This window comes from Salibacterium lacus (genome assembly GCF_042684865.1).
Classification (GTDB): domain Bacteria; phylum Bacillota; class Bacilli; order Bacillales; family Marinococcaceae; genus Salibacterium; species Salibacterium lacus.
This window is the reverse complement of sequence record NZ_JBHUML010000002.1, coordinates 1-20,301: the sequence shown is the minus strand read 5'-3', so window position 1 is coordinate 20,301 and position 20,301 is coordinate 1. Positions and strand designations below refer to the sequence as shown.

Annotated in this window: 18 protein-coding genes and 16 tRNA genes; 3 read left to right on the top strand and 31 right to left on the bottom strand. The window is 44.0% G+C overall.

The window, feature by feature from the left end:
* Positions 1-23: 23 nt before the first annotated feature.
* From ACFSUB_RS00465 to ACFSUB_RS00425, 9 genes are all read right to left on the bottom strand, one after another.
* Positions 24-449 carry a hypothetical protein gene (locus ACFSUB_RS00465; protein WP_380711229.1) on the bottom strand — a complete coding sequence of 142 codons (426 nt, stop codon included), beginning with the start codon at positions 447-449 and terminating at the stop codon, positions 24-26.
* Between the two features lie 24 nt (positions 450-473).
* Positions 474-752, bottom strand: a complete 279-nt coding sequence (locus ACFSUB_RS00460) for a hypothetical protein (RefSeq protein WP_380711228.1) — start codon at positions 750-752, stop codon at positions 474-476.
* Positions 752-2,047: a hypothetical protein gene (locus ACFSUB_RS00455; RefSeq protein ID WP_380711226.1), complete on the bottom strand. Its 1,296-nt coding sequence runs from the start codon at positions 2,045-2,047 to the stop codon at positions 752-754. Before ACFSUB_RS00455 ends, ACFSUB_RS00460 begins: the two co-directional genes overlap by 1 nt.
* Before the next feature lie 12 nt (positions 2,048-2,059).
* On the bottom strand, positions 2,060-2,410 hold the full coding sequence (locus ACFSUB_RS00450) for a hypothetical protein (protein WP_380711225.1): 351 nt from the start codon (positions 2,408-2,410) through the stop codon (positions 2,060-2,062).
* Between the two features lie 257 nt (positions 2,411-2,667).
* Positions 2,668-3,822 (bottom strand): sigma factor-like helix-turn-helix DNA-binding protein, encoded by a 1,155-nt coding sequence (locus ACFSUB_RS00445; protein ID WP_380711224.1) that lies wholly within the window; start codon positions 3,820-3,822, stop codon positions 2,668-2,670.
* A gap of 125 nt (positions 3,823-3,947) precedes the next feature.
* The gene (locus tag ACFSUB_RS00440) at positions 3,948-4,409 is read right to left on the bottom strand and encodes a hypothetical protein (RefSeq protein WP_380711223.1); all 462 of its coding nucleotides are present in this window, start codon (positions 4,407-4,409) and stop codon (positions 3,948-3,950) included.
* A 1,199-nt stretch (positions 4,410-5,608) separates the two neighbouring features.
* Positions 5,609-6,769, bottom strand: coding sequence for a sporulation protein YhbH (yhbH, locus tag ACFSUB_RS00435; protein ID WP_380711222.1), 1,161 nt, complete (start codon positions 6,767-6,769; stop codon positions 5,609-5,611).
* Between the two features lie 194 nt (positions 6,770-6,963).
* On the bottom strand, positions 6,964-7,515 hold the full coding sequence (lepB, locus tag ACFSUB_RS00430; protein WP_380711221.1) for a signal peptidase I: 552 nt from the start codon (positions 7,513-7,515) through the stop codon (positions 6,964-6,966).
* A 129-nt stretch (positions 7,516-7,644) separates the two neighbouring features.
* Positions 7,645-9,540: a PrkA family serine protein kinase gene (locus tag ACFSUB_RS00425; RefSeq protein ID WP_380711220.1), complete on the bottom strand. Its 1,896-nt coding sequence runs from the start codon at positions 9,538-9,540 to the stop codon at positions 7,645-7,647.
* 174 nt (positions 9,541-9,714) lie between these two features.
* Between ACFSUB_RS00425 and ACFSUB_RS00420 the strand changes: the two genes are divergently transcribed.
* The gene (locus ACFSUB_RS00420) at positions 9,715-11,577 is read left to right on the top strand and encodes a transglycosylase domain-containing protein (RefSeq protein WP_380711219.1); all 1,863 of its coding nucleotides are present in this window, start codon (positions 9,715-9,717) and stop codon (positions 11,575-11,577) included.
* Between the two features lie 9 nt (positions 11,578-11,586).
* On the opposite strand, the gene ACFSUB_RS00415 is transcribed toward ACFSUB_RS00420, so the two are convergent.
* From ACFSUB_RS00415 to queG, 6 genes are all read right to left on the bottom strand, one after another.
* The gene (locus ACFSUB_RS00415) at positions 11,587-12,144 is read right to left on the bottom strand and encodes a DUF5366 family protein (protein WP_380711218.1); all 558 of its coding nucleotides are present in this window, start codon (positions 12,142-12,144) and stop codon (positions 11,587-11,589) included.
* Positions 12,145-12,228: 84 nt separating this feature from the next.
* Positions 12,229-12,594 carry an antibiotic biosynthesis monooxygenase family protein gene (locus ACFSUB_RS00410; RefSeq protein WP_380711217.1) on the bottom strand — a complete coding sequence of 122 codons (366 nt, stop codon included), beginning with the start codon at positions 12,592-12,594 and terminating at the stop codon, positions 12,229-12,231.
* A gap of 268 nt (positions 12,595-12,862) precedes the next feature.
* Complete coding sequence (gene trmL, locus ACFSUB_RS00405; RefSeq protein WP_380711216.1) at positions 12,863-13,336, bottom strand: tRNA (uridine(34)/cytosine(34)/5-carboxymethylaminomethyluridine(34)-2'-O)-methyltransferase TrmL; 474 nt, start codon at positions 13,334-13,336, stop codon at positions 12,863-12,865.
* A gap of 126 nt (positions 13,337-13,462) precedes the next feature.
* The gene (locus ACFSUB_RS00400; RefSeq protein ID WP_380711215.1) at positions 13,463-14,350 is read right to left on the bottom strand and encodes an amidase domain-containing protein; all 888 of its coding nucleotides are present in this window, start codon (positions 14,348-14,350) and stop codon (positions 13,463-13,465) included.
* 123 nt (positions 14,351-14,473) lie between these two features.
* The gene (locus ACFSUB_RS00395; RefSeq protein WP_380711214.1) at positions 14,474-15,004 is read right to left on the bottom strand and encodes a methylated-DNA--[protein]-cysteine S-methyltransferase; all 531 of its coding nucleotides are present in this window, start codon (positions 15,002-15,004) and stop codon (positions 14,474-14,476) included.
* Positions 15,005-15,016: 12 nt separating this feature from the next.
* Positions 15,017-16,153, bottom strand: coding sequence for a tRNA epoxyqueuosine(34) reductase QueG (gene queG, locus ACFSUB_RS00390; protein WP_380713139.1), 1,137 nt, complete (start codon positions 16,151-16,153; stop codon positions 15,017-15,019).
* A gap of 83 nt (positions 16,154-16,236) precedes the next feature.
* Between queG and ACFSUB_RS00385 the strand changes: the two genes are divergently transcribed.
* Positions 16,237-16,938 (top strand): B3/B4 domain-containing protein, encoded by a 702-nt coding sequence (locus ACFSUB_RS00385; RefSeq protein ID WP_380711213.1) that lies wholly within the window; start codon positions 16,237-16,239, stop codon positions 16,936-16,938.
* 170 nt (positions 16,939-17,108) lie between these two features.
* A complete protein-coding gene (locus ACFSUB_RS00380; protein WP_380711212.1) occupies positions 17,109-17,282 on the top strand; it encodes a hypothetical protein in 174 nt (57 codons plus the stop codon).
* Between the two features lie 978 nt (positions 17,283-18,260).
* On the opposite strand, the gene ACFSUB_RS00375 is transcribed toward ACFSUB_RS00380, so the two are convergent.
* The 16 genes from ACFSUB_RS00375 to ACFSUB_RS00300 form a co-directional block, all read right to left on the bottom strand.
* A tRNA-Leu gene (locus ACFSUB_RS00375) sits at positions 18,261-18,343 on the bottom strand.
* A gap of 25 nt (positions 18,344-18,368) precedes the next feature.
* A tRNA-Leu gene (locus tag ACFSUB_RS00370) sits at positions 18,369-18,459 on the bottom strand.
* 16 nt (positions 18,460-18,475) lie between these two features.
* Positions 18,476-18,550 (bottom strand) — tRNA-Cys (locus ACFSUB_RS00365).
* A 40-nt stretch (positions 18,551-18,590) separates the two neighbouring features.
* Positions 18,591-18,665 (bottom strand) — tRNA-Gly (locus ACFSUB_RS00360).
* A gap of 3 nt (positions 18,666-18,668) precedes the next feature.
* Positions 18,669-18,743: transfer RNA gene (locus ACFSUB_RS00355), tRNA-Gln, on the bottom strand.
* A gap of 10 nt (positions 18,744-18,753) precedes the next feature.
* Positions 18,754-18,829: transfer RNA gene (locus tag ACFSUB_RS00350), tRNA-His, on the bottom strand.
* A gap of 22 nt (positions 18,830-18,851) precedes the next feature.
* Positions 18,852-18,925, bottom strand: a tRNA-Trp gene (locus ACFSUB_RS00345).
* Positions 18,926-18,934: 9 nt separating this feature from the next.
* Positions 18,935-19,019: transfer RNA gene (locus tag ACFSUB_RS00340), tRNA-Tyr, on the bottom strand.
* 13 nt (positions 19,020-19,032) lie between these two features.
* Positions 19,033-19,108, bottom strand: a tRNA-Thr gene (locus tag ACFSUB_RS00335).
* A gap of 6 nt (positions 19,109-19,114) precedes the next feature.
* A tRNA-Phe gene (locus tag ACFSUB_RS00330) sits at positions 19,115-19,190 on the bottom strand.
* A 61-nt stretch (positions 19,191-19,251) separates the two neighbouring features.
* Positions 19,252-19,327, bottom strand: a tRNA-Asp gene (locus ACFSUB_RS00325).
* Positions 19,328-19,724: 397 nt separating this feature from the next.
* A tRNA-Met gene (locus tag ACFSUB_RS00320) sits at positions 19,725-19,801 on the bottom strand.
* A gap of 14 nt (positions 19,802-19,815) precedes the next feature.
* A tRNA-Val gene (locus tag ACFSUB_RS00315) sits at positions 19,816-19,891 on the bottom strand.
* 9 nt (positions 19,892-19,900) lie between these two features.
* A tRNA-Glu gene (locus tag ACFSUB_RS00310) sits at positions 19,901-19,975 on the bottom strand.
* A gap of 18 nt (positions 19,976-19,993) precedes the next feature.
* A tRNA-Ser gene (locus ACFSUB_RS00305) sits at positions 19,994-20,086 on the bottom strand.
* Positions 20,087-20,090: 4 nt separating this feature from the next.
* Positions 20,091-20,165: transfer RNA gene (locus tag ACFSUB_RS00300), tRNA-Asn, on the bottom strand.
* Between the last annotated feature and the right edge of the window lie 136 nt (positions 20,166-20,301).

Sequence of the window (20,301 nt, the reverse complement as noted above, 5' to 3'; positions counted from 1 at the left end):
TTAATTAAGTGTTATTCCAAGTTTTAATTGCTGGAAAACAATGCTTTAATCATATCTTTTGTATTTCCATTGCTTTTAGCGTTGGAATATTCATCAGATTGTTTGTGATTCTCCGGCTGATACGAGTTATCCAGTTTACGCTGATTCACAACCTTTTCAAGTTGTTCAATCATATTGTTTAGTTCCTCTTTGTTAGAAACCTGAATCACATCAGCAAAATCTTCCAACCCTTTTTGTTGCAATTCAATATTGACTTCTTTTTCAAACAATTCTTTTTCCTTTTGTTCCACTTTCTTCTGTTCTTCAGATTTTTCATCAGGTTTGTATTGCTTCAACTCATCACGTTCCTGAACAACAGGATTCAGTTCATTTTCTTTCCATTGTTGTTTTGCCTGTTCAATTTGTTCCTGAACCTGTTCTTCTGAATATGTAGTGTTTTCTTCTGCCATTTCTGATACCTCCTTCTTCCAAGATTAATAAAATGTTGGCTCAATCGTTCCTCTGCTTACGATTGGCTTATTATTGATTGACCCTCGAAACTCAAAGATAATCTTTTGTTTGTCATCGGGTATCACATAGTCATAAAAATAGACACCTTCATCTTCCTGATTCGAGGTGTCTAAAGTCATTGATTCTATTTCTTGTTTTTCTTTGTCGAATAGTGTCAAAGTTACATCATTGGGATTGATAGCGTTGCCTTCGAGTGAACGAAAATACACTTTCATTCTGACAGTATCACCTGTATATGCCATTATTTCACCACCTCCACATCAGAAGGATTCTCCTGAACGATTGTATATGTAGGATTCTGCTGTATGACTGTATTTGTCGGATTTTCGATATAAGAAACCGTTGCGTTTACAACTATATCTTGTGTTGGCACATTCACACTGCCTACTATTTTTTCGATGTAAGATGTTGCATTGATATGTCCTTTTGCAACTCTCTTTGTGCCTGAATGAATAGGAAATAGCCATGATTGAACACCAACATCAGACGTGCGTACACTTCTGTGGCTCTGTGTAGCGTTGGAATATATTGGTGAAGTGTAGGTCATAATACTTCTAGTTGTTTTAAGGTGACGCTCAGATTTGCTCTGAATAGTATTGATATAGGTATCTGTATTCTTTGCTGTTACCTTTGTTTTAGTAGTATTTGATTCAATAGATGGAATAAAAGTTGATACTTCTACAGATTCTTGAACAGGCAAAGTTGACTCATCTATAAATACTTGAAGTGTAGGATACTCTCCATCATTTATCGTCCAGATTTCATCAAAATTCCAACCAGAATATGTTGACTGTGTTTGCATTTCTGGTGTTGTTTTTGGGGAAACATCTTCCCCTGAAGCACCATCTTTTTGCTCTCCAAAATACTCAAAATCATAATAACAATCTGTAAAATCATGCCTATATCCACTATTTGTATTAATACTGCCGACAAATCCACCATATGTAGAATCTGTCATTGTGCTTTTCACAACAGTTGCTACTGCATAGCAGTTTTCTGTAAAGTATGAAGAATCATCTGATTGAGCATAACCATAAAATCCACCAACTTCCGATTCACCTTCCACATTGACGTTCAAAACGTTACAATTAATCGCTTTTGGATTATTACCATATCCAATTATTCCACCAACTTGGCTTCCTGCCCCTGAAACTGTTGAGTTTTTGACAAAACAATTTTCAACAGTAGAGGAATAGTTAGCACCAACTATTACGCCTATTTGTGAATCATCACTCGTTACATTTACGTTGTCTGCACCTAAATTTTTAATTGTTGCATAAAAACCAATAGAGCCAAATATTCCTGCACGATTCTCATATGTAATGTTTAGATTAGAAATGACATATCCTTTTCCGTCAAAAGAACCTGTAAAACCATTCCCTCTATAGCCAATAGGCGTGATACTGCCATCTTCCATATCAATATCATTGGCTAATTCAAAGTATGAAGACCATGTAGTATCATCATTACTGACACTTGTTAAATCTGTTGCTGTTTCAAGAACATATGGGTCTGACTGTGTTCCTGTGCCTATCATCTAATCACCGCCTTAAACTTGCGGTACTTGAATAGAATGGACAACTGTAATTTCATCTTCTTCAGATTCCATTGTAAAAGCAGTGAATGATTCCTCACTGTATGCTGTTCCACCTGATTCAGTATCAAAAATTGCAGATAAAGCAAACGTCTGCGGAATGGAAATATCAGAATCAGAACCTTTTACAACAATTTGAATCTGTAACGTTTGATTTCCTGCTGTGTGAATCCATGAAACACGACTATCAGATGGAGATACACGCAATACTGCTGTATCTGAATCATCTTTGATTTCAATGTATGTCCAATTGGATTGGATAAAATCTCTAATTGCTTGATAACCTGCTGATTTAATTTCTGCCATGTTTTCATCACCCTTTCAATCAAAAATATGAGTGTTTAAAATTAAAAAAATAGCAGCCCAAAGGAGGATACAAGGGGCTACTACTTCTTAATTATGTGAGGTATATTCCTATCATAATGGGAATTAATTCAAGGAATAATAAAAATGAGTGCCATATTGTACAAATGGCTAAAAAGAAAATTAAAATTTCCCTCTACTATTAAAGTCAGTTATGATATAGATATGAATTGCAAAATTTTGTATTCATTTAATATGTATCAGTATGTATCATTGATTTTTCTATCTTCTTCGATATACTCGTTTATGTTGTTCTTGATTTCCCTGTCATAAAACACTTTCAATTGTCTCTCTATGCCTTTACTATCAGGGCTAATTCCTTCTTCTAGAAACTCCATGAATGCTTTTATAACTCTTTTGGTCATTCTGTCCTTCTCATTTCGCTGTAAACTTATTGTGCCTTGTAGGTACTGAATTAATCGTACAACCATGTTTCCCTTCATGTAATCATAAAGTACATCAATCACACTCATACGATAATCTACTTTATTCTCTTGCATTAACTCAAAATTTGTATCGTCTTTATGTATATGTTTACGTAAAAACTGGACGACAAATGCAAAATAATCAACATTTTGTGCTACATCATCGAGGGCATAATAGTATTCTAAAAAATTCTGTATAGCATTGTAAGCAGTGCTATCTTCTTGTAATGCTTTCACTGTTCTGAAGGTGATCCACGCATGTGCAACGTTTTGTTTTGCTCTCTGGATTGTTAGGGACACAGTATTCTGTGTTTTACTTAGTTCCGTGGCAATGTCCTCTTGCGTCATATGCTGTTCGTGCATTTTAAAAACTTTTTTCTGTTCTTCCGTCAGTACATTTTCTATACCGCCAATATGTTTCAGAAAGTCATGATAGTGATTTCCCGATTCCATGAGTTTCCAGTCATATAATTGAAAGTCATTATATACACTTCCACTTTCATCTGCTTTTTCGCCCGTATACTGCTCCCTCTGAGCAGGCATGAATTCGCTTATTTCATGGTCAGATAAATCAAGATTTTTAATTTCATCGTTCATCTTAAACCTAATTCGTTTAGTAACATAACTTACTACTTCCGCTGGTGTCTTGGTAGTATCCACTTTAGGCAATATTTTATAAAACAGTGATAAAAACGCTTCATCTACATCACCTTCATCAATCCAGTGATATTTCTCTTTCATCGAATACAGCAATGTGTTCATACGATAGTCGGTAAAATGAAGATAATGTATTCTTGATTTTGCCTTTTTTCTTATTCCATCAACCATTTGAACGTTGTTTACTGGTCTGGTTTTGTATGTAATTAAATCTTCAAGTGCTCGTTCTTCGCCTTCCTGATAAGTCACAATAAAATCTTTTAAAGTTTTCATAGATTAATTCTCTCCTATTTTTACGATTTTTTAAGTTAATAATGTTTGTAATCATTGTTTTAATCTCCTTTTTGTAATCATTGTTTTTCTTCATGTTCATTTACTAATAGCGATTCTGTTTAAAACTATTCTACTTCCTTCATATGACCGTATTCATCATATATCGTTCCAATGGCGTACATGTCAGATTGGAATTTAGCAGGTTTTTGAAACTCTTTTAATGTCTCATTCTCTGCTACATTATCAATGAAATTAATGTATTGTTCTTCCAACCCCTGTTGAACGATGAAATGTTCAGCAAGACTGTACAAAGAGGACATTTTATAATAATCCTTTTGACGTTCATCTTTGTCATTTTTCATGTCATTCAAAATAGTAGTCATTTCTTTTTTTTCACTATAAGCCTGTTGTAAACTCTGATATGTTTCCTTGATGTCAGATGCCCACATCTTCTGGTCGTCGATGAAAAGGTCTTTCAGTTCATCTTTTTCACTTCCATCTAAAACTTCTCCCCTAACTGCTTTCATCACCAGTCCTTGCAGTCTCTCGCTTGTAACTTCGTGTAGCATGTGATTCATTTCATTCATTTTTGATTTCTCCTTTTTTAAGATTATTATTTTCTACTGTCAAATCCCTGCTATACTGCACTTTCTATTCACTTTTTCATTAGATTTTAGACACCTCCTTAAAGAAAATGAAATTTAAATTAGTAGTTGACTTTCGGCATTTACATATGTACACTAAATATAGGCTTTCTAATTGTACTATGTAATTCTATATTTTAATTTAAATACTGATAAAACTATCGTAACATTTAGGTCAAAGTATGTCAAACGTTCTTTGTCTGTTTTGTTATGATATTTTTTAATTGCTCTATGTTGGTTGCTCTCAGCAACCTCGATATACTATTTCCCGATTCAGGGATAAACTCGGCTCAGGACTGTCATATCAATATTCTTTTTGGGAAAAAGTCTATCCCTCATATTTGAGTGATAGGTGAGTAAAAGCCCCTACTTATACTATTTTGTGAGTAAAAACTGATATGACAGTACTTTTGAAAATAACCTGCGTATCAAATATGCTATTCTGGTGGTCTTTGTGAAGGACTGCCAGATACCCCCTGCCCCCCTGCGTCGCCGATGACGCACCATCACACAAAGCCACACAGTCCATTCTCATTAATTATATTCATTTCATGACCATTAGGTCTATATTGGTATAGATAACTATACATAAAGTACACATTAGATACAGATGGTATTTCTATGGATTGTGATGGAAAATCTATTAAATTTCAGAAAACCATTTGACAGATATTTTTATATCCTTTATAGTGTTATCTATAGTTAATAAAAGCAAGTGGTTACATTTCATTGATTTGAATATGTAGTGTGAAAATCCTATTATGATGGGATTTGAGGGCATGGGGTGCCTGGGGTCGCAGGTTCAACTCCTGTCATCCCGACCAGTCTTTTATACGACAGACTACTACTGTTTTCCTATCATACCAAAAGCCGCCTGGATGAGCATCCGCTCTCCCAGGCGGCTTTTTTCGTGTGGAGAAAAAAGATGCAGTCTATCCCCGCAACTGTTCTACTGCGAATATAAGACACCGGCCATGTCCACTAACAGCCGGAAAAGCGCGGGTCACGGGAATGGAATCTGAAAAACCCGGACGATGCCGCCTGTCTCACAAAGTACGACGTACCAGCGTCCGGGTTATTATCTATCCTGTATTCTTTTCCCTTTTTCGTACTGGTATTCTTTTTATTCCCTCTTCACCGTCTCAGGCCGTCTCTACCTTATTGTTCGAAAAAAACCAGAGCAGCGCTTCAAATACGTCTGTTTTGTTTTGCAGAATATAGTGACGGAAACGTTCGTCTTCGATGCCGCGGTAAGACTGCAGCAGGGTGGAATGTTTCCGGAACTGGTTCACTTCGGCATAACCGACCATGCTCGATACGTCCATCAGTTCGCGGAGAAGACGGAGGCATTTTACATTATCAGACGTTAAATTATCTCCATCAGAGAAATGGAACGGATAGATGTTATAACGTTCCGGGGGATAGTCCTTTTCAATCGTTTCGAGTGCTTTTTCATAAGCGGATGAACAGATGGTCCCGCCGCTTTCACCTTTGGAGAAAAACTGTTCTTCACTGACGCGTTTCGCTTCTGTATGGTGGGCGATGAATTCGATATCGACTGTCTCATATTTCGTCCGCAGGAACCTGATCATCCAGAAGAAAAAACTGCGTGCCATAAATTTTTCCCAGCGTCCCATCGATCCGGACGTGTCCATCATCGCAAGAATAACTGCTTTGGATTCCGGTTTTATTTTTTCGTTCCACGTTTTAAAACGGAGATCCTCTTCTGAGATCGGATTGATCTTTGCTTTTCCTTCCATCGCGTTGCGTTTTATGGCGGACAGGATGGTTTTGCGTTTATCAATGTTTCCCATTAACCCTTTTTTACGGATATCATCAAATTCAATATCCTCTATGATCAGATCATCCTGCTGCTTCTGCCGGAGATTGGGAAGCTCCATTTCATGGAACAGCAGTTTTTCGAGTTCGGCCATCGACACTTCGGCTTCGTAGTAATCCTCTCCTGCCTGATCCCCCGGGCGTGACCCTTTTTCAGATTTTTGTCCCCCCGGTTCACGGGCTATGACATCCCCTTCTTCACTGCTCCCATCTCCCTGCCCGGTGTATTTATTATTTTCGGTATTATAACGGATTTTGTATTCATCCATGGAACGTATCGGTATCCGCACCACATCACGACCGTTTGACATCACAATATCTTCTTCGGTAATTAAATCAGGGAGATTATTCCGTACAGCTTCCTGGACTTTTTCCTGATGCCGGCGCTGATCCTGATGGCCTTTGCGGTGCAGGGACCAGTTTTCCTTTGAAATGACGAAACTGCGGTTTGCTTTCTCTGACATAGTAGGGTCCCCTTTCCCCTGTAGTTTCTATAAAAAAAGTTGGACTACTACTATCGTATGCGGGAAACAGGACGCATTTGCAACATTATTCTGAATAAAACGAAACTTCCAGTCTGCCTCTTCTTATCAGTACAGGCGGTCGATCTTTTCCTGCTGAAAAAAAGGAGCTGCACCTTTTGATACAGCCCCCTTTCTTATCTCATCACTCTAAACTCGTCGACCGGCCAGTACCGGAGGTTTGCTTCACCGACGACTTCACTCATATCCACAAAACCGATCCGGCGGCTGTCCATGCTGTTTCGTCTGTTATCCCCCAGCACAAAGATTTTACCCTGGGGTACCGTTTCGCTGCCGGTTACTTCTTCAAGTGTAAAATCAGAGGTGAACGGTCCACGCTCCGCCTCGCTTCGATATGGGGCAAGGTATTCTTCCTGTACAGCTTCTCCATTCACATACAACGTGTCATCTTCATACCGGATTTCATCTCCGGGCAGTCCGATCACCCGCTTGATATAATCACTCTCTTCGTTGGCATGAAATACTACTAAATCAAAACGATCCGGTTCGGAAAATTCGTACCCGATTTTATTTATAATGAGCCGCTCTCCATTTTCAATCGTCGGCATCATGGATTCACCGTGTACCATGTAATTGGCAAAGAAAAATGTCCGTATAATTAAAACAATGATAACTACCACGGCGAATGTTTTGATCCAGTCCCAAACTTCCCTCGCTATCGTATTCATGTTCTGTCCACCATCCTATCTCTTTTCATAATGTATCATGCTTCAACGTTATGAGCAATTGATAGAAAAGTGGACACATGAAACCCCCATGACCTGTACCGGTCACAGGGGGCGGAGCACCATTTTAATTTATCTGTTCAGCAGGCTTCCGACGTAGCGCAGCAGTTCATTGGCGGAAACAGAATTGTAGCCGTGTTCATCAATCAGCCGGGCTGTCACTTCATTGATTTTTTTCAGCTGGGACTCATCCGGCGTCTTTGTGGATGTCGTGATTTTAACGACGTCTTTCAGGTCCGCAAACAGTTTCTGCTGGATAGCTTCCCGGAGATGCTCGTGGGAATTGTAATCGAATTTTTTCCCTTTTCGGGCATAAGCGGAAATGCGGATCAGAATTTCTTCCCGGAACGCCCGTTTGGCGTTTTCGGAAATACCGATCTGCTCTTCAATCGAGCGCATCAGTTTCTCATCAGGACTCATTTCCTCGCCGGTGAGGGGATCTTTTAATTTATTTTTGTTGCAGTAAGCCTCTACGTTATCCAGATAATTATCCATTAACGTCTTGGCCGATTCTTCGTAGGAGTACACAAATGCTTTCTGGACTTCCTTTTTGGCCGCTTCATCGTATTCTTTGCGGGCAGCTGCGATGAAATCAAGATACCTTTCCTTATCTTCATCCGAAATGGAGGCATGCTGATCCAGACCTTCTTTCAGAGAACGAAGCACATCCAGGGCGTTGATCGATTCCACTTCTTTACGGATGATCGCCGAGGAAATCCGGTTGATCACGTAACGAGGATCAATGCCATCCATTCCCTCATCCTGATATTCTTTTTTCAGTTCTTCCACATCCTGATCTTTGTACCCTTCGAGCTCTTCCCCATCATACAGTTTCATCTTTTTCACAAGATCCACTGTTTGATTTTTCGGCTCTTTCAACCTCGTTAAAATGGAAAAAATGGCAGCGGTCCGGAGTGCGTGAGGCGCAATGTGAACATCGGCCATATCACTGCCCGCGATCATTTTCTCATAGATACGCTCCTCTTCACTCACCTTTACATTATAAGGAATATTCATCACGATAATTCTCGAATGCAGCGCTTCATTCTTTTTATTGTTAATAAACGATTTGTATTCCGCTTCATTCGTATGAGCCACAATCAGTTCATCCGCACTGATCAGCGCAAAACGACCGGCCTTAAAGTTTCCTTCTTCGCTTAAAGAAAGCAGATGCCAGAGAAACTTTTCATCACATTTGAGCATCTCCTGAAACTCCATGATACCGCGGTTCGCTTTGTTCAGCTCCCCGTCAAACCGATACGCCCGCGGGTCGGATTCTGATCCGTATTCCGCAATGGTGGAAAAATCGATGCTGCCAGTTAAATCCGCGATATCCTGTGATTTCGGGTCGGATGGACTGAACGTGCCGATGCCGACACGTTTGTCTTCAGAGAAGAAAATGCGCTCCACCATCACATCTTCAATATTTCCACCGTACTCTTTCTCCAGACGCATCAGATTTAAAGGCGAGAGATGGCCCTCGACATGAATCCCGTATTCTTCGTAAAATTCATCCCGGAGGTGCGGCGGAATCAGATGAAGAGGGTCTTCATGCATCGGGCAGCCTTCTATCGCATAAACCGCGCCGGCATCTGTTCTGGAGTACTCCTCAAGCCCCCGCTTCAGCATGGTTACAATCGTTGATTTACCCCCGCTCACCGGGCCCATCAACATTAATATTCTCTTTTTTACATCCAGTCTCCGTGCCGCGGAATGAAAATATTCCTCCACCAGTTTTTCCAGAGGTTCTTCGAGTCCGAAAATATCCTCGCCGAAAAAACGGTACATCTTATGATTATCTTTTTCAAGCACTCCTGCATCCTTTATCATATTATATACGCGGGAGTGTGAGGACTGAGCTATGTGAGGGTACTGCTTCACCAGTTCCAGGTATTCCTTGAACGTGCCTCTCCACTCGAGCTGCTTTTCTTTTTCCCGGTGCTCCCGTATTTTATTGATAATCTCCAACGTGCGAGCCTCCCCTTTCGGCGCATAATAAATGGTTCTGATCAGTAACTATGCCTGACAGCTTTGTCCGTGTATTACTTCTATCCCTATGCGAAAAAAGGTGGAACATAACCGGGTATTCTGCCGATATAAAGACAGAAGTACAAATTGTCCAGTGAAAAAGAGGGAATAAACATGAGAATGTCAGCCGGATACCTATGTATTGCCTTGTTTATGGCTGTGTTTGCTGTTTTTCTTTTGGGGGCTTTCGGGGAAGAAAACAAAGCCGTCTCCTTTGAGCAGACTCTGGAAGACACAGAAATCGGCGATCCATCGATTGAACGAAACAGTTATATATATGATGAAACGGGGAGGGTTATCTCTGAATTGTCCAAGGGGCTGAACCGGCGTTACCTGGACATCGAAGACATTCCCTATTCTGTGAAACAGGCTTTTTTGTCGACGGAGGACAGGCATTTTTTTGAACATAAAGGAGTCGACATGTCCGCTGTGGCCCGCGCACTTGCTGTGAACGTGCAGGCCGGGAGCATTGAAGAGGGAGCAAGTACAATTACCCAGCAGACCGTGCGGAACCTGTTTTTGACACACGAGCAGTCGTATAACCGAAAATTAACCGAAGTGTTATATTCGTATCAGCTGGAGCAGGATTATTCCAAAGAAAAAATTCTGGAATTTTATATTAATTCGATTTACTTTCAGAATGGCATTTATGGATTTGAAACGGCTGCACACTTTTATTTCGGGAAATCAAGCAGGGAACTTACTCTTGCAGAGACCACTTTTCTAGCAGCTGTTCCTGCCAATCCGTCCCACTATGATCCACTGACCAAAAAAGCGAATACAAAAAAACGGCAGGAATGGATTTTAACGAAGATGCAGGAAACCGGTGCTGTCTCAAAGGCCCGGGCTGATGAAGCAAAAGAAACGCCCGTTAAGCTGCATGTGACCGAAACACAAAATCTGCATCCGGATTATACGTTTTACGTGGAGCATGAGTTAAAACAGTTAATCGGTGTAAAAGAAGGGTTTGCCCGGCGGATGGAAAATGCCGGCGGAAAAGAAAAGGCAGACATTGAAGCAGAGCTGCAGAACCGCGTGCAGGAGGTCCTGACGTCCGGCGTTCATATTGAAACATCTCTGAATCCAGATCTGCAAAACGAGGTGACAGCTTCAGTAAACAGGCAGCTGCGAGGAAAAAACGGGAACGGAGCAGCCGTTGTGCTGGATCACCGCACCTCCCGGATTAAGGCGCTGAGCGGCGGGAAAAACTATGAACCTTATACGTTTAACAGGGCATTTCAGGCTTACCGCCAGCCCGGATCGGCAATGAAGCCGCTGCTTGTGTACGGCCCGTATATGGATCAAAACGGAGCAGACAGACAGAATTATGTCGATGCCGGCCGCTACTGCATTCACGATTACTGCCCTGCCAACGCCGGGGGCGGCTATCCCGGGCAGGTCACTCTGAAAACGGCGCTGGCCCGCTCGTATAACACAGCAGCCATGCGTTTATTTGAAACAACCGGGATACAGCAGTCCTTTTCCTACCTGGAATCTTTCGACTTTTCCCGTGTGGATGCAGATGATCATCATTATGCAGCTGCTCTCGGCGGTTTTTCCCGCGGCGTCTCCCTTCTTGAACTGACCAAAGCATATACCACTTTTTCAAATAACGGAGACTACCGGTCCGCCCGTGCCATTGAAAAAGTCACGGACAGCAAGGGAAAGGTGCTTTATGAATGGGAGGAGACAAGCCGCTCTGTCTGGAGTGAACAGACCAACCAGGAACTCCGGCACATGATGAGAAGTGTTATAACAGAAGGGACCGGCCGCGGGGCTGACCCCGGCACCGGGGAATGGAGAGGCAAAACAGGCACGACCAACAGCTACCACGATCTCTGGTTTGCCGGCTATAATAACCGCTATACCACAGGGGTGTGGGTCGGGAAGGATAATCCGGCCACTCTGGAGACAGAGCTTCGCAGCACCCACCTGGAGCTCTGGAAAGACATTGCGGAAGGACTTTCAAATAAATAGCCTTTTTTATTAAATAGGAAGGCTTTTCATCAGGCTGTTATACAGACGAAAGCCTGCATAAGAGGTGCCGGCGGCGGCTGCGCACCAAAACGTGATATGAAAGAAAATGAGACCGAACATGCCGGCTCCGCTGAGGGAATCCGAGATATGGTATACGACAAACACGAAATAGACGAGAGTCGCCGCAAGAAAACAGCATACCATCCCAAGCGGCATCCATATAAACAGAAAAGAAGCTGCACTGCCGGCAAGATAAATCCAGGTTCCCTTCCTCAGGTTGGCAAGTTCGATTCCTTCCACGTCTTTGGAGAAAAACAGCAATGACAGCTCCATTAACGTGTCCGCGATTAATTTCAGCGCAGAAAAAATCATAAAAAAGAACAGAACCAAAAAGAAAAGAAGGGTGAGCTGTATTCCACCGGCACTGAAAAATTCCAGCATCCCCGCGTACAGACCAACATCTTTCAGCCAGCCTGAAATTTGTCGTTCACTATACAGGGAAAACGAAAGGCTGAATAGTAAAATCGAAAACAGCGGAAAATGACTTGTTAAATATGTATTTCTCATTCCGTACCACAATCCTCGTCGTTGAGTTGATCATTTCATGAAAAAAAGCTGCAGAATAATAAGCTGCAGCTTCAGCATGGGCCGCTAGAAATGATGGATGACATCATATGCTTTCAATGTACTTCCAGTCGCGGCGCTCTTCTTTTCCTCCCCACTGGAATGCTGATGGGCTTTCTTAAACGCATCACTGTTCACCCAATCTTCGTAATGCTGCTTCGACTCCCACTTTGTAAATACAACCTGGCTGCCGTTTTCTTCGTTTTGTTCCAGAAACATAAAATCGATGCAGCCGGGAGTATTTTTCATATGTTCCACGCTTTTGGCGAACCTTTCCTGCATCGTTTCTTTTGCGTCGTCCGGAACATGCAGTTCGTTCATCACAACGTACATTCCCATCATCCTTTCTGAATCAAATTCCTCCACCTGGAGGAAACTGTATACTGCTTTCATTATATCAGGCAGCTGTCTTTTTTACCAAAAACATGAAGCCACCTTTTTCCTTCATTCACAGACGACCTGTTCTCAGGTATAATGGAAAACAGCAAACACAAGCGAGGAGGTTTATACATGAAACTGGTACTATTGATTGGCTTGTGCGTCACGTTCATGATCTCGGTTCTGTCTGCAGGATTTGAAGACAAGCCTCACAAACACTAATATGCAATGAAAAGGGGCGGTTCACGAAACCGCCCCTTTTCTTCCGTTTCTGCTGCCTGTTTCAGGATAATCCCGGGAACTGCTGCTGGCGGAGGGCTTCAAAGGCAATGATCGCCGCCGAGTTGGACAGGTTAAAAGAACGAACCGCTTCGTTCTGCGGAATTCTCAGACATCTTTCTTGGTGGCGGTCGATGATGGTTTCCGGAAGGCCTGTCGACTCACTGCCGAACACAAAGAAATGGTCTTTGGCCGGATCCGCGTAGGAGAAGTCAGTGTGCAGACGGCTGCCATTTGTTTCAATCATATAAAACTCGCCCTCCGGCCATTCTTCAAACAATTCTTCCAGTGTATCGTGATAATAAATCAACACATCCGGCCAGTAGTCACAGCCGGCCCGCTTCAGCATTTTATCCTCAGTGGAAAAGCCGAGCGGCCGAATCAAATGCAGAAATGTCCCCGTCCCTGCACATGTGCGGGCAATGTTCCCCGTGTTGGCTGGTATTTCAGGATGGTATAAAACAATGTGATTGCTCATGAAACGTGCACCTCATCTACTACTGGAAAATAAAACATTCATCCGGGGAGAACTTCCACGGATGGTCAGCTGATATCTTGATAAAACCTCACGTATTATATCACATCTTTTTTCGAAATGCTTGTTTCACCCTTGTCCAATTTGAAAAAATTTATAGCGGATGGCGGGTGTCCACGCCGTAGAATCTTCATACGTCCAGTAACGTGCTCTGCTGTTTGAAGTCTGTGCATTAACAAGGGGTTCCCCGTTTCCATCAAACCCGGTAACAATGGTGGAATGCTGCCAGTTGTCATCTCCGTTGAAATCGTAGCAGATCACATCCCCCAGCCCCAGGTTCTCCGGTTTTTCGGTTTCCGCTGCTGTCAATCCGCTGTCGGAACTGCTTAAATACCAGCGGAACGAATGCGCGACCGCCCAGCTGTAACTCCAGTTCCCGCCGGTATACCACCAGCCGCTCCCCCGGTCCGGCTGCCCCCGCATTGGAGCATCCCCTGCCCGTAAGCATTGCGAGATAAAATTCGTACAATTATCCGAAAACGCCTGATAATCAGGATGGTAATCATTCCACCACGTTTCTGCATACTGCACAGCTTTTCTACGGTCATACGAAAAAAAACGCTGCTCCGGATAGATCGGCTTCCCTGTACGAAACGGCCTCTGTGCCGGCTGGGGCTGCTCCTGATCAATGATCACATGTCCGTCATGTGTTTTCATCATTCTTGGTATCCACTGTTCTTCCATATGATACTGTTCTTTGATTTTTAAAATCCGCATGAGATGAAGCTTATAGTAGATATGTTCCTGTTTTTCAAACCGCTGCAGCCGGTAGGGATGACACTTGATTTTGATTTTCAGAAGTTCTGCGCCTCTGCGTTCGAGGGTTTTCTTAAAACGCCGGAGCATCTCTGTTTCCTGCGGGATGGTTTTAGCCGGTTTTGCCTGGCTGCGCTGGAGCTGAAAAGAGACCCACTGCTGCAAGTGCTTTTCCCAGGATTCCAACCACTTCCTCTTCATCCTCACCCCTCCTCCTACTTGTTCTGCCACTGACTCATTCTATTAAGGAGAAAGAGCGGTCATTCCTTTTGGGATGTAGAAAAATAGAAAGGCATCGCAGGAAAGCGGATGCCTTTCTATTTTTCAGGAGGGAGCAGAAACGCTTCCTTCCATCTGCAGAAGGTATTCTTTTTTATCCACGCCGGATCCGTATCCCACCATTTTTCCATTGCTGCCAATCACACGATGGCAGGGAACGACAAGAGAAACAGGATTTTTATTGTTGGCCATGCCGACGGCCCGGACCGCCTTCGGAGACTGTACTGCTTCGGCAATGTCTTTATAGGACCTCGTTTCTCCGTACGGAATATCGTACAGCGCGTTCCATACTGCTTTTTGAAAGGCGGTACCGTATAAATCCAGCGGCAGGTCAAAAGAATGCCGGCGTCTGTCAAAGTATTCATCCAGCTGCTTAAGAATGCCGTGAGTGTCAGAGCTGTCTTTTTCAAAGCGGCGGGAAAGGCTGTAACGAGTCAGCCAGGGTGTGATCTGCTCTATGACGTCATCGACTCTGCCGTAATGCAGCACACACAGTCCCGACGATGTAGCTGCGGTGGTAATCCATCCGACGGGGCTTTTCATTTCCTGGTATAACAAAGGCTGCGGGGCATTCATACCATCATCTCCTTATGGAACAGCGTGCGGGGCTTTGGCGTTAGCGATTTCCTCCTGCACGTCCTCCTCGGTTTCCTGCTGCCCTGCCTCGTGCAATGCTTCTACAGCTTCTTTTGTGCCGATCTGGCCGAGCGACCAGGCCGCAGAACCCCGGATAACCGGACGCGGGTCCCGGTGGAGTACGTGAACAAGCGAATCCAATGCTTCATCGGCTTTATACGTGCCAAGAGCGAGAACGGCATTGCGCTGTATCGGTTTCTTTCCTCTCCATGAACCAGCTATAGGGCCGAAAGTATTTTTGAATTCACGGTTGCTGATGGTAAGAAGCGGCTCCAGACTGGGTTTAACCACTTCCGGATCCGGTTCGAATTCTTCATGCTGATGGTGGTCCATTCCTTTATTTTCCGGACACACCGTCTGGCACGTGTCACAGCCGTACAACCGGTTGCCTATTTTTTTGCGGAAGCGTTCGGGCAGAGATCCTTTGGTCAGCGTTAAATAGGCAATACAGCTCCCTGCATCCAGCTGTCCTCCCTGAACAAGAGCGCCGGTCGGGCAGGCATCCACACACTTGTTGCACGTCCCGCACTGGTCCGTGATTTCTTTATCCGGCTCCAGCGAAAGCGTGGTGATCATCTCCCCAAGGTACACATACGATCCGAATTCCGGCGTAATAATCGCACAGTTTTTGCCGCTCCAACCGATGCCGGCCCGTTCGGCAACCGCCCGGTCGGAGAGCTCTCCGGTATCGACCATCGACTGATTTCGTGCTTCGGGGGCGATTTCCTGGATATAGTCCTCCAGTTTCTGCAGACGATCTTTCAGCACATTATGATAATCCACCCCCCAGGAAGCACGGCAGAACATTCCGCGCCGGTCCCCTTTTCTGCTTTTTGGTTCATTTTCCATTTTGGAAGGGTAAGCCAGAGCAATCGAAATGATCGTCTTTGCTTCGGGAAGCAGACGCTCCGGTTCGGTCCGTTTTTCAATATCCGGTTCTTCAAATCCGGAATGGTACTGAAGGCGCTGCTGTTCAATCAGCCTGTCCTTTAATGTGAGGAAAGGGTCTGTCGAAGCAAAACCGATTTTATCAATTCCGATTTCTTTGCTGTAGGCAGCAATCTTTTCTTTAAGTTCTGCTCCTGTCATCATTTCGCTCCCTTCTTTCATATTTTATATAACATACTGGATATGGTACACTCTACGCAACAATTGGCAGCAGAGGTGAGAATATGCTCTTTTCGATGGAGAAAAACCTGTTTGAACGAATACCTGATTTTAAGATTGGTATTATTGTATATGAAAATATTGTCGTGGCTGATTCACCGTCCATGCTGAAAGGTCGTCTCGAATACTTTCAGGAAACGGTGCGCACTGATCTGGATGAACGTCCTGTCGATGAGTACGAAGGAGTCAAAGAGTGGCGCGGTGTCTTCCGTGAACTTGGAATCGACCCCAAACGATACCGTCCTTCCAACGAAGCGCTTTTAAAACGAATCAGCAGTGGAAAAGATCTCCCCTTTATTCACTCCGCGGCAGATGTGAACAACTTCTTTTCGCTTCAATACGACATGCCGGTCGGTATTTATGATGGAGATGCCTTGAATGATTATATCAAAATCAGACGGGGACAGGAAGAGGAGGTGATGGAAGGGTTGAATGGGCGGATGAACAACATGGAAGGCAAATTGGCCGCTTTTGATCATACAGGCCCCTTCGGCAGTCCTGTTGTGGATGCTGGACGAACCAGGACAACGGCGGAAACAACAAACGCTGTTCAGCTCTTTTATATTTCCCCTTCCCTTCCAGCCGCTGAAGCAGAGAAGCTGCTGCAGGCAGCTTCCACCATGTTCATTCAGCTTCACAGCGGGACAAGCAGTATCTATCTTCTGAATCAAAACGAGCCGCAGCTTCAACACCTGTCGCCGTCCTGAAAAAACTTCCGCAGTATAAGGGTGCCCCTGCTGCGGAAGTTTTCATTAAAATCACGGAAATTTCAATGCATAACAGAGACAGCGGACAACGTAGCACCTGACTCTTATGTTTTTTCATGATTCATGCAGGGTATTAACAAAGATATAGATGATGAAAAGGAGGTTGTTCCATGACGGAAAAGCAAAATCGTGATAAAAACAAAAATCTCCGTACGACCTCAGATCCGCCGCCTACCATTCATGAAGATCTCATCCCTTTGGAAGATTTAAATATCGAAGAAAAAGAGATGAAACAAAAGCATAAATCCAAAAACTCCTCCTCTTCTGATAAAAAGTCGAAATAAGTTTATAAAATTACCCCTGCCACCCAATGAAGGTGAAGCGGGGGTTTTACTATTGGCTCTGCAATCATTGTAAAGGTGTTAAAACAATGATTGCAGCCCCCTGAAAAAAAGCTTCCGCTGTAAGGAATCTCCCCCTTACGTAAAAACTTTTATGAAACACTCGATGTTTCATTGAAATACATACGAAAAACGTTTATCCCGTCCCGTTGAAACCCCGGATAATACTCAAAGTATCACATCAAATGATAAAGTTTGTAAAAACCCAAAGTGAAGCAGCCTTCACATTTATCCTTTGTGAATGAATAGTAAAAAAGCAAAGGAAAATCCTATGAAGGAAGGAGTGGAAGTAAATATGTCATTGAAACATCAATGGATCATCAATATGACAATGATTATCCTTTCATGGCTGACCCTGCTTTTTTACGGGATACGTCATATAAAAAGATATCTCCCTGCTTCGATACTTATCTTATTACTGGAAGCACTGCATGTCCAGGTCGGCAAAAAACAGAAATGGTGGATCTTTTATAATAAGCCGACGTCTTATATTTCCGGGGAATTCCCTTTTAATATTGGTCCATTTTTTATTATCACGATGTGGGTATTAAAATGGAGATACGGATGCTTCCGGCCTTTTTTGTTGTTTAATGCAATCGTTAATTCTTTTATTGCTTTTGTATTAATACAAATACTCAAAAAATTAAAAGTCGCTGAATTAATCCGATTCAACCCATTTCAGTTTTTCCTTTATTTCTTTTGCAAGGCTCCCTTGTTATACGGCCTTCAATTCATGATTGAAAATAACAAGAAGCGCCGGCCCCACTAAAAAAAGATACGGGGCAGCTTTATCAGCGGGACCACAAGTCGTAAAATACTGTAGATGGGTGTGTTAAGCCGTTGCAGCAGCTCGAACCACATAAAAAACCGATATCTGCAGGAACGCAGGTATCGGTGCATTAACGATTATATTGATAAGCATGGTAGCGGTGGTGGGACTCGAACCCACACTCCGAAGAACACGATTTTGAGTCGTGCGCGTCTGCCAGTTCCGCCACACCGCCATCCTGTTAAGTACCAAATATAAATTGGTGCCGAGGGCCGGACTTGAACCGGCACGGTTGGTAGACCAACCGCAGGATTTTAAGTCCTGTGTGTCTGCCCATTCCACCACCCCGGCAGAGGTAGATGTAAAGTGGAGGCGGTACCCGGATTCGAACCGGGGAATAAGGGTTTTGCAGACCCGTGCCTTACCACTTGGCTATACCGCCATGTGGTACCATATGATACCCATGCACAAATTGTGATAACTGGAGCGGAAGACGGGATTCGAACCCGCGACCCCCACCTTGGCAAGGTGGTGTTCTACCACTGAACTACTTCCGCATGTGGCTGGGCTAGCTGGATTCGAACCAGCGCATCACGGAATCAAAATCCGATGCCTTACCGCTTGGCTATAGCCCAAATTGTAGAATGGGGCGATTGATGGGAGTCGAACCCATGCATGCCGGAGCCACAATCCGGTGCGTTAACCACTTCGCCACAACCGCCATTTAAAAAAAGAAATAAAAATGGCAGGGGTAGTAGGAATCGAACCCACATTGACGGTTTTGGAGACCGCTGTTCTGCCTTTGAACTATACCCCTGTTTCAAAATGGTGGAGGGGGACGGATTCGAACCGCCGAACCCGAAGGAGCGGATTTACAGTCCGCCGCGTTTGGCCAACTTCGCTACCCCTCCAATTTTTTAAAAATGGTGCCGGCCAGAGGAATTGAACCCCCAACCTACTGATTACAAGTCAGTTGCTCTGCCAATTGAGCTAGACCGGCACAAAATGGTGGCTCGAGACGGAATCGAACCGCCGACACGAGGATTTTCAGTCCACTGCTCTACCGACTGAGCTATCGAGCCATCTTGTGAAAGAGTTATTCATTATTGCTCATATCATAACAAAGATATGAAAGTAAGTAAATGGCGGGCCTGACGGGAATCGAACCCGCGATCTCCTGCGTGACAGGCAGGCATGTTAACCGCTACACCACAGGCCCTTTTTTGAAAGAATAAACGGCGAATCTCTGCGTCAGCTGCGTTCGCCTCGTCAGGTCACGTACTGGAGTACGTTCCCTCCTCCACTCTCTTGCTTCCTTGACCTTCTTGTTTCTTCTTTCAAAAAGGTAAGGCGGCGAATCTCTGCGTCAACTGCGTTCGTGTCGTCAGGTCATGTACTGAGGTACATTCCCTCCTCCACTCTCTTGTTTCCTTGACTTTCTTGGTTCTTCTTTCCAAAAGCAAGGAAGCGAATCTCTTCGTTAACTGCGTTTGTGTCGTCAGGTCACGTACTGAGGTACGTTCCTTCCTTCACTTTTTTGTTTTCTCGACCTTCTTTTGAGGTAGGGAAATGTTGTTTCATTTTTTTGCTTCGTTTGAAATATGTTTATTAAAAATTGGTTGCGGGGGCAGGATTCGAACCTGCGACCTCCGGGTTATGAGCCCGACGAGCTACCGAACTGCTCCACCCCGCGATGTGTTTTATTGATGGTGGAGGGTGACGGGATCGAACCGCCGACCTCCTGCTTGTAAGGCAGATGCTCTCCCAGCTGAGCTAACCCTCCATATGTAAATGGTGACCCGTACGGGATTCGAACCCGTGTTACCGCCGTGAAAGGGCGGTGTCTTAACCACTTGACCAACGGGCCTTTCTTTATGTAATGAAATGGCGGAGAGCGAGGGATTCGAACCCTCGAGACGGCTCAACACCGCCTACACGATTTCCAATCGTGCTCCTTCGGCCACTCGGACAGCTCTCCAAATTGGCTCCACAGGCAGGATTCGAACCTGCGACCGATCGGTTAACAGCCGATAGCTCTACCACTGAGCTACTGTGGAATATGTAATATGTTTCCCTTATGATGTGATACCTGAGCATTTTAACATTTCATAAAGGAATTGTCCAGCCTGGCGGCGTCCTACTTTCACAAAGGGTTGCCCCTTCATTATCATCGGCGCTGGAGAGCTTAACTTC